Origin of the sequence: Breznakia sp. PF5-3 (genome assembly GCF_029504745.1) — a bacterium.
GTDB lineage: Bacteria > Bacillota_I > Bacilli_A > Erysipelotrichales > Erysipelotrichaceae > Breznakia.
Genome location: NZ_JAQFIQ010000049.1, coordinates 1 through 16,492, shown reverse-complemented (window position 1 = coordinate 16,492; position 16,492 = coordinate 1). Strand labels below are relative to the sequence as shown.

Here is a 16,492-nt window from a genome sequence, read left to right as displayed (position 1 = left end):
CAAACTAAAAGGATTATCCCCTGTAGCATACAGAGAACAATCCTCAAGTTTAAGCGCTTAAATAATAACGTGTCCAACTTTATGGGTTCACATCACTTCATAGTGTTCACTTAAAATCTTCGCCATTTCAATACCATGATACACAATAAAAGAACCGAGGATTAAATTAGTCGTTATAATCGTTGCATTCAATTGAATCATAAAAAGGCTTATATACCCCTTTTCCAACACACTCCCTTTGGCAAACACAAGCAACCAAGGAAAATAAAGTCCCAACGAAATCAGAAATGTAAAATATTTCTCATATCCTAAATAAATATTCATGATGGTCACTCCAACAGCTCCGAAGATAACCCATAAAATGAAATATGTCATAGTAAAAGACTTTTTCATCTGAAAATAACGAGTCAGAAAAAGCACAAAGATGACAGCTTCCACAACATTGATGGTTAAGTCAAAAATAGAAATTGGCATTATGTATCACTCTCCATCAAATGTTTTTGATATTCATGCTTTAATTCAGGCAAATATCTGCGACTTGCAATCAAACTAATGTCTCCTTTTAAAAACACATCATTGCCATTCAAACGCACAATGCTATTTAAGTTCACGCATGTTCCAGCACTAATCAAACAAAACCCTAATTCCTTCAAATTAATTTTCTGCTGGAGCCCTTTCATGCTTTGTAATTCATAAAAATCACCATGATTCATCGTTTTTATTCTTATTTTATTTTTTAATTTTTCAAAATATAAAATATCATTATATGGAATCGTACGCTTATCACCTTTATTTTCTAAAATATATCGTTTCTCTTTACGAAGTAATTTTTCATTCGCTAATTTCAAAGCATCTTTCATATCACTTTCAAAATGATCTTTTCGTACAAAGAAAAAGGCATCAAACTTAAAAGAATCATAAACAAATTCATTATGATTTGATACAAATAACAAAATTGTATTTGGATATTGTTCTTGTATTTTGGTAGCTAATTCAAAGCCATTTAAATTTGGCATGTCAATATCAAGAAAATATAAATCATATTCTCTTTCTAAAATTCCTCTGTTTTGAGAATCTGAAAAGCAAAAAACATCCGATCTTCTAAACAGTTCATATTCTTTAATATATTTTTGAATCGTTTCTAAACTATCACTTGTATCATCAACAACGCAAATTGATAATTTCATTCAGATTCCCCCCCTTTCATTAAATAGCAATCCTACTAGCATAAATAATGCATTCATTAGCATAGATATAAATATAATATTCATATAATAAGGTAATAAAAAATAGAAAACAAAGAATAAAACACTATCCATAAAGACAATTAAATAACTAATTTGTCTGTATTTATTCTGTTCTTCTTTTGTTAGTGGATTATGAATATGTGTCACTGGTGAAAGCCTTAAAACAATAAGTGCTGATAAAAGATAACCAATAACACTAATACTTGGTAAAATTTCAACATAAACCATCAGTGCATAATAAATAAAATATGAAAGCAAATAAATAATATTACATCCTAAATAAGTATTTGCATGATAACCACCTGCATACTTACGTAATGTTTCAAGAAACAAAATAAATAATATGGTTTCAATCCAGAAGCCAGAAAAAATACAGAAGATAATTTGAACAATCAATCCACTAACATAAGATAACCACAATTCTAATCCATGTTGGTAGATTTCTTTTTCATGTTCCATCACTTCATTGTTTTCAAAAACATTGACAATTCGTTTTGCTATCCAACTAATCAATTACATCACCTTTTCTATAATTAAATACCACTAACCAAAAAGAAAACAAATGGTGGTACCAATAAGTATATACTCCAAATCATATTTATAATAAAAGCTCCGTTTACAAGTGCTCCATCCCATTGCTCATATTGCACTTTTCCGTCACTTTTCTTCCTTTTAGGAAAATTAAATGCCAAAATAATTGCACACAAAATAACAATATAAGCAGAAACGATAACCTCCAAATCTAATTTTAGTAAAGACATCAATAACACTGCAACCGTAAATACAATTGTATAAATGCTTCCTGATTTCAATTTTGATTTTATGTATATCATTGTTTTTTCTTTTTCACTCATCAAATTACCTCACTACATAGATTCTATTTCATATGTTTATCTATATTATATAAACATTTTCACGTGTTTCATTTCTTTTCTATATTATTATAGCACTTCTAAAAGATTTCACATAAAAACTTATTAGACAATAAAATTAAGCAAAAATCATCTACCCATTAAAAATGCTATAATTTTCGATCTATAAATAGATGTGTTCTAATCCAATTAAAACCAAAAGTTTTTTGATTACCATCTTAATAATTAATTATTTCTTCATTTTTTAATTTTAAATAACAAAAAAACTACCACTTTCTTATAAAGTTGGTAGTTTTGTGTATCCTATATTATTTCTAGCTTAGTGTTTAAAATGACGAACTCCTGTATAAACCATCGCGATTCCATGTTCATCACAAACATCAACTGATAATTGATCTTTGATTGATCCACCAGGTTGAATAATCGCAGTTACTCCTGCTTTAATTGCCGCTTCAACAGTATCTGGCATAGGGAAGAATGCATCACTGCTCATCACACTTCCGTTTGCTTTTTCTCCTGCTTGTTCAATTGCTATTTTTGCTGCTCCTACACGATTCATCTGTCCTGCACCAACACCAATTGTCATATCATCTTTCACCAAAACAATTGCATTACTTTTCACATGTTTTACTACCTTCCAAGCAAATATTAATTGTTCCAATTCCTCTTTTGTAGGTTTCCGTTTTGTTGGGAACGTTAGTTCTTCTTCAGCAACATTTTTCAAGTCCATATCTTGAACTAAAAGACCATCATTTACATTGGTTACTTTTAATTTTGAATTCACTTCCAAAGAAGTATCCAATTCCATTAAACGAATGTTCTTTTTCTGAGTTAATATTTCAAATGCTTTATCACTAAATTTTGGAGCAATAATTATCTCTAAGAAAATCTTTGAAAGCTTTTCTGCTGTTGCTTCCCCAACTTCACGATTAAAAGATACAATCCCTCCAAATATTGAAGTAGAATCGGCTTCATAAGCTTTATCCCAAGCTTCATCAATCGTTTTCCCGATACCCACACCACAAGGATTCATGTGTTTCATTCCTACAGCACAAGGTTGTTCAAAGTCTTTCAAGACTTCAATACATGCATTTGCATCTTGGATATTATTATAAGATAATTCCTTACCATGCAATTGCTTCGCATTTGCAATTGAATATTTTGGATCTGCTGCCTTATAAAAAGCTGCTTCTTGGTGAGGATTTTCTCCATAGCGAAGATCTTGTACTTTATCATACGTAATCGTAAAAGACTCAGGAAATTTTGCACCTGTCTTTTCACCTAAATATTGTGCAATGATTGTATCATAACTAGCTGTGTGACGGAATACTTTTGCAGCTAAATATTCTCTTGTAACCAAACAAGTTTCTCCATCTTTTTTCAGTTCATGGATTACTGAATCATAATCTTGAGGGTCTACAACCACAGGAATAAACTTATAGTTCTTTGCTGCACTACGCAACATACTAGGTCCACCAATATCAATGTTTTCAATAATTTCTTCATGTGTTACACCAGCTTTTTGAAGCGTTTGTTTGAATGGATATAAATTTACACATACTAAATCAATATACTTAATATCCAATTCCTCTAATTGTTTCACATGATTAGGATTATCACGAACACATAACAATGCTCCATGTACATTTGGATGTAATGTCTTTACTCTCCCATCCATGATTTCAGGAAAATTGGTAACTTCACTAATTCCAATCGTTTGTACACCACTTTCTTCTAAAACCTTTTTTGTTCCTCCTGTTGAAATAATTTCATATCCCAAAGAAATCAAACTTTGTGCAAAAGGGACTAACCCCTCTTTATCTGAAACACTAATCAATGCTCTTTTCATGGTTTACCTCCTCACATATTTTATTTAATACCACAGGAAACATCTTATATTCTAAAGTATGAATTGCATCTTCAAATTCTTCCAAACTCCATTTTGGATCAAGAAACACTTTCTCTTGATGAATAATTGTTCCTGTATCAATTCCTTCATCTACATAATGAATTGTTACCCCACTATGTTCAACTTTGGCTTCATATGCTTCCTCGATACTATGCGCACCTGGAAAAGCAGGTAAATATGCAGGATGTAAATTAATAATCCGATTAGGATATTTCGTTAATAACGATGTCCCAATAAAACGCATATATCCAGCTAAAGCGATAAAGTCAATTTCATACTGTTCTAAATATTTTATAATTTGTTCCTCATATTCTCTTTTTGAAGAAAATGCCTTAGGATTTACATAAACATATGGAATCTGGAATTTTTTTGCTCTAGTGATTGCATATGCATCCTCTTTATCAACTACTAATAACACAATTTTAGCGTTTGTATATTTTGCTTTCGCTAAATTTTCGAAATTCGTTCCACTTCCCGAAGCAAAAACTGCTACCTTTACCACTGCAAGTCAACCTTTCCAGAATCTGTAACTTCACCAATGATATATGCTTCTTCACCAGTTTCTTTCAATAATGTCATTGTTTTTTCCACATCATCTTTTTCCACTGCTAAAACAAAACCGATTCCCATATTAAAAACATTATACATTTCATTTTCATCAACATTTCCAGAATCTTTAATCAAATCAAAGATCTTAGGTCTTGGAAAAGAAGTAATGTCAATCTTAACTCCTAGATCATCTTTCAACATTCTTGGAATATTTTCATAGAATCCCCCACCTGTTATATGCGACATTCCTTTGATAGCAACTTTCTCAAGTACATGTTTAATTGCTTTCACATATATTTTGGTTGGGGTTAATAACACTTCTCCCAAAGGTTTATCAAACCCATCATATACTTTGTTTAAATCTAGCTTTGCATCTTTAAGTAATATTTTACGAATCAATGAAAACCCATTTGAATGACAACCACTTGAAGCTAAACCTATCAATGTTTGTCCTTTTTCAATTGATTGCCCATCAAGAAGTTTACTTTTTTCTACCGCTCCAACACAGAATCCTGCTACATCGTAATGATGTTCACTATACATATCTGGCATCTCTGCGGTTTCCCCTCCGATTAGTGCACATTCACTTTGTACACAACCATCAGCTACACCCTTCACAATTTGTTCGATTTTTTCAGGACGATTTTTATCGACTGCTAAATAATCCAAGAAGAAAATCGGCATTGCTCCTTGTACCAATACATCATTCACACACATTGCAACAGCATCAATACCAATTGTATCGTGTTTATCGCATGCGAAAGCAAGCAACAATTTCGTTCCCACACCATCTGTTCCTGATACAAGAACTGGTTCTTTCATATTTAGTGCACTTAAATCAAACATGCCTCCAAAAGATCCAATGGAATCTTGTGAACCTTTAACCTTTGTTCTTGCTACATGTGATTTGATTAATCGAATTGACTCATAACCAGCTTCTAAATTTACACCAGCTTCGCGATACTTATCACTCATTCGCCATTTCCTCCTTTAGCGTTTCTCCTAAATTATATAAATCTGTTGGATAATATCCATTGAAACATGCAACACATAAATTTTCTGTTCCAAAGGCTTCCATCATCTTTGGTATTTCTAAAAATTTCAAAGATTCTGCATGAATAAAGTCTCTTACTTCAGCTACATCTTGTTTTGCACTGATTAATTCTTTTCGTGTCGATGTATCCACACCGTAGAAACAAGGATGAGTAATTGCTGGTGAACCAATGCGTACATGTACTTCACTAGCTCCAGCATCCTTTAGCAATTGCACAATCCTTTTACTTGTTGTTCCTCGTACAATACTATCATCCACTAAAATGATTCGTTTTCCCTTTACAATATCACGAACTGCACTAAGCTTCATTCGCACCCCACGCTCTCTTTGGGCTTGAGTAGGTTGAATAAAGGTTCTTCCTACATAACGATTTTTAATCAATCCCAATTCATATGGCAAACCACTCGCTTCTGCATACCCCATTGCGGCACTCAAACTTGAGTCTGGAACACCAACAACAATATCTGCAGGGATTTCACCTTCTGCTAAATCTATTTTCGCAAGCATTCTTCCTGATAGTTTACGTGCTGTATGAACATTGATTCCATCTATACTACTATCTGGACGAGAGAAATAAATATATTCCATCGCACACATCTTGTGTTGAATTTTATCTGTGAACATAATATGTTTGATTCCATCATAATCTATTTTCAGAATTTCACCTGGTAACACATCAAATTCATCTCTACCATTTACGATATCAAAAGCACAAGATTCACTACTTATAACATATCCTTTATCAACACTTGCAACACTTAATGGACGAAGTCCATTATGATCACGAACCGCATACATACTATTTTCACGCATGACTACAAAAGCAAATGCACCTTCTATATGCTGAACTGCTTTTTTAATCTTTTCTTCAAAAGTTCCTTGCTCACGTTGAATCAAATGTCCAATAATCTCCGAATCACTTGTCCCTTGAAAGATACTTCCATTATTTTCCATCTCTTCGCGTAACTCTTTCGCATTTACGATGTTACCATTATGAGAAACTGCAAAGTCTCCTTTATGTGAACGTACCATAACTGGTTGAATATTTTCCATTTCATCACCACCAGCAGTAGAATAACGTACATGTCCAACAGCATGAATACCTTTTAAACCTTTGATAACACGATTATTAAAAGTTTCTGTTAACAACCCTTTACCTTTAATACACTTTATCTCTTTTTTATTACTTGTAGCGATACCACTTGCTTCTTGGCCACGATGTTGAAGTGCATGAAGACCAAAATAAGTTAGTGATGCTGCATCTTTCACATTAAAAACACCAAAGACACCACATTCTTCATTTATTTTACCAGTTAAAAAATAATCCTTTTCAAACAGCATGTTATGCTCCTTTCTTTTCTAAGCGAGCAAAGATTTCTGCATAAGCTTCTTCCACATTTCCCATATCTCTACGGAATCGATCTTTATCTAGCTTCTCATTTGTATTTTTATCCCATAGACGACAAGTATCTGGAGAAATTTCATCTGCTAGCAATATTTCACCATCACTTGTTTTTCCAAACTCTATTTTAAAATCAATCAACCGAATTCCCATGGTATCCCACATCTCAACCATTAATTCATTTATTTTCTTAGTTTGGGTGTAAATCTCTTCTAATTCTTTTTTGGTTGCTAAACCAAAAGCAACGGCATGATAATCATTAATAAGAGGATCCCCTAAAGCATCATCTTTCCAACAAATTTCTATAATTGCATCATCTAGTGCTGTTCCTTCTTGTAAATGGTATGCTTTTGCAGCACTTCCTGCGATTGCATTACGAACGATTACTTCAAGTGGTACAATTTCAACTTTCTTGCACAATTGATCTCGTTCATTAAGCGTTTTAATAAAATGTGTACGAACACCATACTTCATCAAATATTGATAAATGAGTGAAGATATTTTATTATTCAACACACCTTTATTTTCAATTGTCCCCTTCTTTTCACCATTTCCAGCAGTTGCATCATCCTTATAGTGAATAATTACCTCTTCTGGATCATCTGTTGCAAAGATTTGCTTTGCTTTTCCTTCATATAACATTTTCATGACATCACACCTCTCTTACCGTTTAAAATAGTTTACTCCGTTTTCAAATATATTCTGCATTTTTTCACCATAAATATTTTTATATAGTCCATCTTCATAACGTTCACTATGCCCCATCTTTCCAAAGATTCTACCATCTTCACTGGTAATTCCTTCAATTGCATAATCACTGCCATTGATATTGAAATTTCCATTCATTGTAGTATCCCCTTCAAGATCAACATATTGGGTTGCTATTTGACCATTTTCAAACAATTGTTTTGCATCTGCCTCATTTACAACAAATTTACCTTCTCCATGTGACATCGCAATATGATGTACATCCCCTGGTTTAAAACTTGATAACCAAGGCGATTTATTAGAAGTAATTCGTGTTGATGCAATATGCGAAACATGTCGATTGATGTCATTTCTAAATAATGTAGGTGATGTCTCACTTACCTTACTAATATCTCCATATGGTAATAATCCAGATTTTACCAATGCTTGGAATCCATTACAGATACCAAGAATCAAACCATCATTCGCTAACAAAGTCTGAACTGCTGAGCGAATCAAATCATTGCTTAATACATTGGCAATAAACTTTCCACTACCATCCGGTTCATCTCCACTACTAAATCCACCAGGGATCATCAATATCTGTGCATTTTTAATCTTGTCACTCAACACCTCAAGTGATTTTTGAGTAGATGCAACATTAAGATTATTAAACACATAAATTTCAGCTTCTGCCCCTGCTCTTTCAAATGCAGCCTTACAATCATACTCACAGTTATTTCCCGGGAAAACCGTAATAATAACTTTTGGTTTATCTATTTTCTTCGTATTCTTCCTTATTTCATTCGCTTCATAAAGAGGCGTGCTAATTGTTGGTTTATCCTCATTCACAACAGTTGGGTATAATTTATGATAGCGTTCTTCCCATGCATCAATAGCATCATCTATTTCAACTGTATCACCATTAATGAAAATATTTTTAGATTTTGTTGTTTCTCCCAACAAAATGAAGTTCTCTGCTGTGATTTGCTCTGTTGTTTCAACTACAAAACTACCGATTGATAAGTTATAAATATCTTCATCCGCTTGTACAGAAACACCTATTTTATTACCAAAGCTCATCTTACATAAACTTTCAGCAATACCACCAAATTTTACTGTTGAAGCTGATAAAATAATATTTTCATCAATAAGTTGCTTCACTTTCTTAAAGTTCTTTTTCAACGCTTCATAGTTTGGCATGTAATTATTGTGCATTGGATGCTTCACAAGATAAATATAATGTCCTTCTTTTTTGAAATCACTAGAGATAATGTTATTTACATTCTCACTCGTAACAGCAAACGTAATCAATGTTGGAGGTACATGAATATCTTTATAAGTACCACTCATACTATCTTTTCCACCAATTGCTGGTGTTTGAAATTCATATTGGGCTTCAATTAACCCCAGTAGTGCTTGCGTTGGTTTTCCCCAAGCTTTTGGGTCTTGATTCAAACGTTCAAAATACTCTTGGCAAGATAACCGTGCATGTTCATAACTAGCACCTACTGCAACAAGCTTAGCCAGCGCTTCTACAACACTGTATGCTCCACCTAAATATGGTGAATATGTACTAAGTTTTGGATGATATCCATAACTCATAACACTGGTTGTATTCGTGAAACCAAAAACTGGTACCTTTTGTACACTTGCTTCACTTTCACTCAATTGATAGCGTCCACCATATGGCATAAGAACTGTTGATTTCCCAATTGTTGCATCAAACATTTCCACCAAACCACGTTGTGATGCAACATTGTCTTGCTTCAAGTTTTCTAAAATATGCATTTGTTTAGGTGCAAATGGATCCTCTTCTTTAGCTGTATAATCTTCAATGATTACATCTTGGGAAGTACGAACTCCATTGGTATCTAAGAAACTTCTTGCAATATCAACAATTGTTTCACCCTTAAACTTCATCACTAAACGATTATCATCACTTACGGTTGCTACGATATAAGTATTTAAATTTTCATCATATGCATATTGTTGAAAGGTTTCATAATCGCTTGGATCAATCACACAAGCCATACGCTCTTGTGATTCACTGATAGCTAATTCTGTTCCATTAAGTCCTGCATATTTCGTAGGAACCTTATCCAAATCGATATGAATTCCATCTGCTAATTCACCAATGGCTACACTCACTCCACCTGCTCCAAAATCATTTGCTTTTTTAATTAACTTTGTACATGAAGGATTCCTAAACAAACGTTGTAATTTACGTTCAATCGGAGCATTTCCTTTTTGTACCTCACTTGAACATTTCGTTAGTGAAGTCTCATTGTGTTCTTTACTAGAACCAGTTGCTCCACCAATTCCATCACGTCCTGTGTCACCACCAAGCAATACAACAATATCACCTGGTTGTGGTTTTAAACGTACAACATTCTCTTTTGGTGCGGCGCCAACAACTGCTCCTACTTCCATACGTTTGGCAACATATCCTTCATCAAACAATTCTTTCACATATGTCGTAGCCAAACCAATTTGATTTCCATAAGATGAATATCCTTGAGCTGCCGTCTTTGAAATCACACTCTGAGCTAACTTATTTGGTAACGTATCTTTGATATCCTTTGTGATATCTCCTGCTCCTGTAATACGCATTGCTTGATATACATAGCTTCTTCCTGATAATGGATCACGGATTGCACCACCAATACAAGTACTTGCACCACCAAATGGTTCAATCTCTGTAGGATGATTATGTGTTTCATTTTTAAACATCAACAAATAATCTTCATCTTTACCATCTACATCAACTTTTATCTCAATACTACAAGCATTGATTTCATCGCTGACTTCCAAATCATCCAACAATCCAATTTTACGTAAATACTTACCACCAATAGTCGCCATATTCATAAGCGTAATTGGTTTATCTTTTTTATTTGCTTCTGCATTTAATTTCAAAAATAACTCATATGCATTTTGAAGTTGGTCCTTAAACTTACCTTTTTCAATTACAATTGATTTCAATACCGTTTCAAATGTTGTATGACGACAATGATCTGACCAATACGTATCCAATACTTTTATCTCTGTAATACTTGGATCCCGTTTTTCTTCCTCTTTAAAATACTTTTGAATAAACGCCAAATCTTCATAGGTCATCGCCAAACCTTCTGCATCACGATATGCTTTAAGATCTGTTTCACTTAATGTTGTAAACCCTTCTAAGATGGCAACCGGTTCAATTGTTACATCTTCATCGTTTTCTAAAATACTTAAATCCTTTTCGTGCATTTCAACAGGATTAATTAAATAATCTTTAACCTGATGAATTTCTGCTTGTTTTAGATCCCCTTCTAAAACAACAATCTTTCCACTTTTCACAACCACATCTTGCTTATTATTAAGTAACATCAAACAAACTTGTGCACTATCACTTCTTTGGTCATATTGACCAGGAAGACTTTCATAAGCAATGTATGTTTTTCCATCAAGTGCTAATTCTTCATATACATTATCCGTAACTACTTCTGCTAGCACTTTTGTTTTCAACAGTTCTATATCTTGTGCATCGGCATGAAAAACATCATACACATTATATAAAACTACATTTTTTATACTTTCAATTCCCAACGTTTGTGTAAATTCTTCACAAAGGGCTACTGCTTCAATATTATATTTTTCCTTTTTACTTACAAAGATTCTCTTTTTCATCGTTATTTCCCCATATATGTTTCTACATCTGTATCTGCCAATACTTTTGATGCCATTGTCTTTTTATATTCACTCATCTTTTCTGCCATTACATGATCACTTACTCCTAGAATTTGAGCTGCCAAAATCGCTGCATTTGCAGCCCCAGCTTTTCCTATTGCAACAGTTGCAACCGGAATGCCTTTGGGCATTTGCACAATCGATAGAAGGGAATCCATTCCCCCAAGTGCTTTGGTTTCAATTGGCACACCAATTACGGGCAACGTTGTTGTCCCAGCAATTACACCAGCAAGATGTGCAGCACCTCCAGCAGCAGCAATCACAACCTTGATTCCTCGCTCCCTCAATCCTACTGCATATTCATGAGATTCCACAGGCGTACGATGTGCTGATAAGATTCTCACTTCATATCCGATTTCAAATTCTTTCAACATATCCATACAGTTTTCCATAACACCTAAATCACTTTTACTTCCCATAACAATGCTTACTTGTACCATTTTTCATACCTCCCAAAAATAAAAAAACGCGGTTTTGATACACTCCACCACTAGACTAAAAAAGATTCAATTGTACTTGTAGAAACTGTCCCGTATAAGATTTTGCGCATTTATTTACCTCCTACAAGATCACCAAAATAAAAAAGCACCCATCTTTTTTCTACGAACAGTTTGCCTACTTGTAGTCTGACAATAACGGAGTCAGGTAGAAACTTGTTGACCATATCACAACTATTATACAAGTACTTTTTTATACACCCCTATAATACTAGAAAACGCCTACTTTTTCAATAAACATTTTCACAATTATAAGCGAAAAATGATGAAAGCGCTTCAAAGTAAACTTTAAAGCGCTCTTTAATTATAAATCTGTTTTGAGATTACCAACATATTCTTTGAACCAAACTCTTTATTCAAATATTCATAGTATGTTCCAGGCGTAATAATTCCATTCATTTTCAATATATCAATCCCTGCACTTCCCACAATTTGATCCGCAAGCAATACACAATTCGTTCCCAAAACAAAAAAGGTTTTAAACTTTCCTTTCTTAAACTTATAAAATTCTGTTGGAACATGATAATTCAATCTTGATGCGTAATAATCATTTCTCCCCACATAAAATGGTGGTATCCATTTATAAATATTAGCTTTGATTTCTTCCATCCTTTTACGTACCTGTTCTTTTTGTACTTCGTCTAATTTTATCCCAAAACTAATCAACGTCTTTTCACTATCCTTAATTACAAAAGGAATGTACTCTTCACGATTCGCAAAAAAGAGCACTCCATCCCCAATTAATTCAAACAGACGTTGACTATGTGTATCATAATTCCCATAAGAAATAACTTTGCCTTCAAAACAAATATCCACATGTCCCATCATTCCAAACCCTTTTGAACTGGTATGAACGAATACTTCAATATCTGGTTCTTCATCACTTTTAATTTCTTCAAAATCAGGAATTGCATCAATTTCTTTTTCATCACTAGGAGTTAAAAACTGATTTATTTCATCCAAAACAAATTTAGGAATCATAAACTCAATAAAAACAGGCATTGTAATCCTAATTTTTCGTTTTAAATAATCCTTCTTTGTATTTGGTATAATTTCACTAATCCAATCATTATAGTATGTTCCACCATACAATATAAAATATACAGCTATAATATTTAAGACAACATCTACATACAAATATGGAGAGAATAAAAGAAAACCACCCAAGCCGATGTACAAAATACCTAACAATAAATCTTTCAATCTTCCAGTTACTACATTTCTACGTAAAATATAATAATTTAAAAGTCGAATTGCTCCTATCAAAAGTGCATACAACCCACAAATAATTCCAAACAAAGAAATTTGCATCTGTGGATATAAGAGAATAACAATTCCTACCGCAATATTGATGAGTGCTGTCGAAATATGAATCGCAGTATCTTTACCAATTATCTTTTTAATAAATAAACGTAAAATATTTGAAATTCCAACAACCAAAAAGGCAATTCCAAAAATATAAAACATTGCCTGCAAAGTAAAAATACCAGTATTTAAGATAAAAATTCCTAGCCCTATTAGTATTGTTCCAGTTAAAAATAAGCGCAATGCATTCATTTTTTTTGTATACATGTATTCTCCTTATATATAAACCATTATATCTATATAAACATTTAAAACAAGTAATAAACTGAATTTTCAATCACTCTTCATCTTATAATTATTTTGATATATAATAATATCATAAAGGAGGATAGTATATTGAAACCAGATATTCACGATTTCTTAGCTGAACTAGATACAGGGGTGTTGGAAGAACTCATGGATGCCCATTCTGCTAATCGCTTACAGCCAGGAATGGATATACAAGATGTCGTAATTCAATTGAATCACGGATCCATGCTGTTTGCCTTAGACCTACTTAACCTATATCATGATTGGTTAATGAAACGATTAGACTATGATGCAACAGAATAACTCATTTAAAACACAAAGGAAGAGACGATCGTCTCTTCCTTTCTTATGCAATACCTTCAAAACGTTTTGTAACTTCATCCCAATTCACAATATTCCAGAATGCTTTGATATAGTCTGGACGCACATTACGATATTTTAAGTAATATGCATGTTCCCACACATCAAGTGCAAGCAATGGTATTTTTCCATCACTCAGTGGAGAATCTTGATTTGCTGTTGATAACACTTCTAGTTTGTCTCCCGTTTTAACTAACCAGGCCCAACCTGACCCAAATCTAGTTGTTGCAGCTTTTGTAAAAGCTTCTTGGAAAGCCTCAAAACTACCAAAATTATTATCAATTTCAAATTTTATTTTATCATTCAATTTACCACCATCAGCACTTAAACTATCCCAAAAGAACTCATGATTTGCATGACCTCCACCATTATTACGTACGGCTTCTCGAATATCTGATGGAACATCATCCAAATTCTTAAGTAAATCTTCAACATTCATTTCAAACAATTCTGGATGTTTCTCCACAGCTACATTCAAGTTATTAACATACGTTTGATGATGTTTATCATGATGCAAGTGCATCGTCTCCTCATCAATGTATGGTTCCAAAGCATCGTATGCATAAGGTAAGCCTTTTAATTCAAATTTCATAATTATTTCCTCCTATCTTTATCTTATATGTTATTCTAGCACCCTTTATATACTATATAAAAGAATATGCTCACAATAATATTTATGATAAATATATCTACAAACAAAAAACCACTTCATCGTGGTTTACTTGCATTTCATTCCCATTTTTTCATAATTAGCGAGCGTCTTCTCTAAAGATATGTAATCTACATTATCTCCATCAATCAGTAATATTCCTGATGAATCCAATTCACTAAGTTCTGCCTTTTCAAGATCTAAGACAATTGTTTCTATTACTTCTTCATCTTTAATTTCAGCAGAATATTTAACTCCTTTTACCTTCTCCAACTCTTCCTTCGCTTCATCAGTAACCTCTTTTACTGTTTCTTCTGTACTTCCTAATTCCACAAAATTTAAACTTTGAATATGATTTATTTTGATAATTTTATCACCATCATATTCAAGTTCTATATTATAATTCATCCCATCGTCTTTCATGGTACATACTTTCTTCCCAATATCAGACTTTCCTGAGCACCCTACTAAAATAAGCAAGGCTAGCATCCCGATTACGCCACTAATCTTCTTATGCATTGCTTTCTCCTTTCAAATATATGTTATATTATTGTTCAAATTTTTAATATGCTTAAATTGTATCATATTCCTTTCATATTCCAAAATATCGAACGATAATAACTATACTTTCAAAATTTGAAATTTGACCAATATATTTACAATAAAGTTTTTGACTCTTTTAAATATAAGGACAAATACGATGGGCAATAAAATTCCTAATATAAGATAAAGTGGCCATAACTCTACAACTGAATACGGAAATCCACTCAAGTTTATAGAAGGATTCCATTGATAATATATAATATCTATAAGTTTAAATACACAAAAATGTAAAGCCATGATGTCATAGCTATAAAAGCCTATTTTAGCAAAAGGATTATATTTTATTAAGTTTATATATTTTGATAAAACTAATACAAAAAAGATACCAATACAACTCACTAAATAAAATATGACAGGATTCCCAATGATATTGCGCGATATTTCTATTTGATAATCTGTTTTATAAACTATGTATAATAACGCAAAAAATGCTAATCCCCCAATTATTGGATTCAACAACTTATTAAATGTATCTTTCTTTATCTTATTACAATAATTTCCTAAAGTTGCAAATGGCAACATTAATAAAACCTTTTGAAATTGATTATTTACATCAATATTGTTCTTTACAAAATAAACACCTATAAAAGCCCCAATTAACATAATTGCGATTCGAAAACTATGCGTTAAAAATGGCGTTTTTAATTTATTACTAAAATGTACAATAAAACAATAAAGAATGCTAGTAAATACAATAACTACAATAAACCATAACGCTCCTCCTAATGGCTCCATATGTTGGAAAAAGAGCGTATTGATAGAATATTTAATAATATCCACCTTGCTATAGAAGATCGCTACTTCATGATTGTATACACCTAAAGATAGAAGTATATTATGTAATATAATAAACAATATGGTATATATAAGATATTTAGTCCAATTTGATTTTAACTTATTTCCTATAAAAGTAAACGGCTCCTTAGAATACTTTGCATTATTAAACAAATATCCTCCCACAAAGATGAAAATAGCTAAATGATACAAATATACAAAACGGCTTAAAAATGGCATGCAATGCCCAATAACAATAGAAATAATAGATATTCCTTTGACCACATCCCAATACGTATTTCTTATTTTATTATTTTCTGACATGTTCTCTCCTTAAAAAGATTTACTATATTTTTTATTCATTATAACAGAAATTAATATATAAAATATATATAAAGTAAAAGTTTGCTGGGAATCCAATAAAAAAACAATGATATATATCATTGTACAGACTGTTGACATAAAGGGTGTTCCATTACGGAGCACCCTTTTAATTATGTATGTTTTTAATATTTTTCGTATGCTATCAATTATGTGTGTAAA

General features: G+C 32.5%; 16 protein-coding genes and 1 riboswitch. Of the genes, 1 reads left to right on the top strand and 15 read right to left on the bottom strand.

The features are described from left to right. Positions 1–87: 87 nt before the first annotated feature. From M2475_RS10080 to M2475_RS10025, 12 genes are all read right to left on the bottom strand, one after another. Complete coding sequence (locus M2475_RS10080; protein ID WP_277491308.1) at positions 88–474, bottom strand: hypothetical protein; 387 nt, start codon at positions 472–474, stop codon at positions 88–90. After that, entirely contained in the window at positions 474–1,187 is a 714-nt protein-coding gene (locus tag M2475_RS10075) for a LytTR family DNA-binding domain-containing protein (RefSeq protein ID WP_277491307.1), read from the bottom strand. The genes M2475_RS10080 and M2475_RS10075 overlap by 1 nt, the downstream gene beginning before the upstream one ends. Further along, a complete protein-coding gene (locus M2475_RS10070; RefSeq protein ID WP_277491306.1) occupies positions 1,188–1,760 on the bottom strand; it encodes an accessory gene regulator B family protein in 573 nt (190 codons plus the stop codon). A 20-nt stretch (positions 1,761–1,780) separates the two neighbouring features. Further along, positions 1,781–2,101, bottom strand: a complete 321-nt coding sequence (locus tag M2475_RS10065) for a hypothetical protein (protein WP_277491305.1) — start codon at positions 2,099–2,101, stop codon at positions 1,781–1,783. 337 nt (positions 2,102–2,438) lie between these two features. Next, positions 2,439–3,968: a bifunctional phosphoribosylaminoimidazolecarboxamide formyltransferase/IMP cyclohydrolase gene (gene purH, locus M2475_RS10060; protein ID WP_277491304.1), complete on the bottom strand. Its 1,530-nt coding sequence runs from the start codon at positions 3,966–3,968 to the stop codon at positions 2,439–2,441. Next, positions 3,949–4,530, bottom strand: coding sequence for a phosphoribosylglycinamide formyltransferase (purN, locus tag M2475_RS10055; protein WP_277491303.1), 582 nt, complete (start codon positions 4,528–4,530; stop codon positions 3,949–3,951). The genes purH and purN overlap by 20 nt, the downstream gene beginning before the upstream one ends. Further along, the gene (gene purM / locus M2475_RS10050; protein WP_277491301.1) at positions 4,524–5,552 is read right to left on the bottom strand and encodes a phosphoribosylformylglycinamidine cyclo-ligase; all 1,029 of its coding nucleotides are present in this window, start codon (positions 5,550–5,552) and stop codon (positions 4,524–4,526) included. Before purM ends, purN begins: the two co-directional genes overlap by 7 nt. Beyond that, positions 5,545–6,972, bottom strand: a complete 1,428-nt coding sequence (gene purF / locus M2475_RS10045) for an amidophosphoribosyltransferase (RefSeq protein ID WP_277491300.1) — start codon at positions 6,970–6,972, stop codon at positions 5,545–5,547. Before purF ends, purM begins: the two co-directional genes overlap by 8 nt. A gap of 1 nt (position 6,973) precedes the next feature. Then, on the bottom strand, positions 6,974–7,681 hold the full coding sequence (purC, locus tag M2475_RS10040; RefSeq protein WP_277491299.1) for a phosphoribosylaminoimidazolesuccinocarboxamide synthase: 708 nt from the start codon (positions 7,679–7,681) through the stop codon (positions 6,974–6,976). 15 nt (positions 7,682–7,696) lie between these two features. Beyond that, entirely contained in the window at positions 7,697–11,392 is a 3,696-nt protein-coding gene (locus M2475_RS10035; protein ID WP_277491298.1) for a phosphoribosylformylglycinamidine synthase, read from the bottom strand. A 2-nt stretch (positions 11,393–11,394) separates the two neighbouring features. Next, positions 11,395–11,892, bottom strand: coding sequence for a 5-(carboxyamino)imidazole ribonucleotide mutase (gene purE, locus M2475_RS10030; RefSeq protein WP_277491297.1), 498 nt, complete (start codon positions 11,890–11,892; stop codon positions 11,395–11,397). A gap of 162 nt (positions 11,893–12,054) precedes the next feature. After that, positions 12,055–12,154, bottom strand: a riboswitch (purine riboswitch). Between the two features lie 95 nt (positions 12,155–12,249). Then, positions 12,250–13,521: a DUF308 domain-containing protein gene (locus tag M2475_RS10025; RefSeq protein WP_277491296.1), complete on the bottom strand. Its 1,272-nt coding sequence runs from the start codon at positions 13,519–13,521 to the stop codon at positions 12,250–12,252. Positions 13,522–13,650: 129 nt separating this feature from the next. Here M2475_RS10025 and M2475_RS10020 point away from each other — a divergent pair, with 129 nt between their 5' ends. Next, positions 13,651–13,866 (top strand): hypothetical protein, encoded by a 216-nt coding sequence (locus tag M2475_RS10020; protein ID WP_277491295.1) that lies wholly within the window; start codon positions 13,651–13,653, stop codon positions 13,864–13,866. Between the two features lie 43 nt (positions 13,867–13,909). On the opposite strand, the gene M2475_RS10015 is transcribed toward M2475_RS10020, so the two are convergent. The 3 genes from M2475_RS10015 to M2475_RS10005 form a co-directional block, all read right to left on the bottom strand. Then, positions 13,910–14,515, bottom strand: coding sequence for a superoxide dismutase (locus M2475_RS10015; protein ID WP_277491293.1), 606 nt, complete (start codon positions 14,513–14,515; stop codon positions 13,910–13,912). 126 nt (positions 14,516–14,641) lie between these two features. Further along, positions 14,642–15,091, bottom strand: coding sequence for a DUF1307 domain-containing protein (locus M2475_RS10010; protein ID WP_277491291.1), 450 nt, complete (start codon positions 15,089–15,091; stop codon positions 14,642–14,644). Between the two features lie 102 nt (positions 15,092–15,193). Beyond that, positions 15,194–16,273, bottom strand: coding sequence for an acyltransferase family protein (locus tag M2475_RS10005; RefSeq protein WP_277491289.1), 1,080 nt, complete (start codon positions 16,271–16,273; stop codon positions 15,194–15,196). Positions 16,274–16,492: the final 219 nt, after the last annotated feature.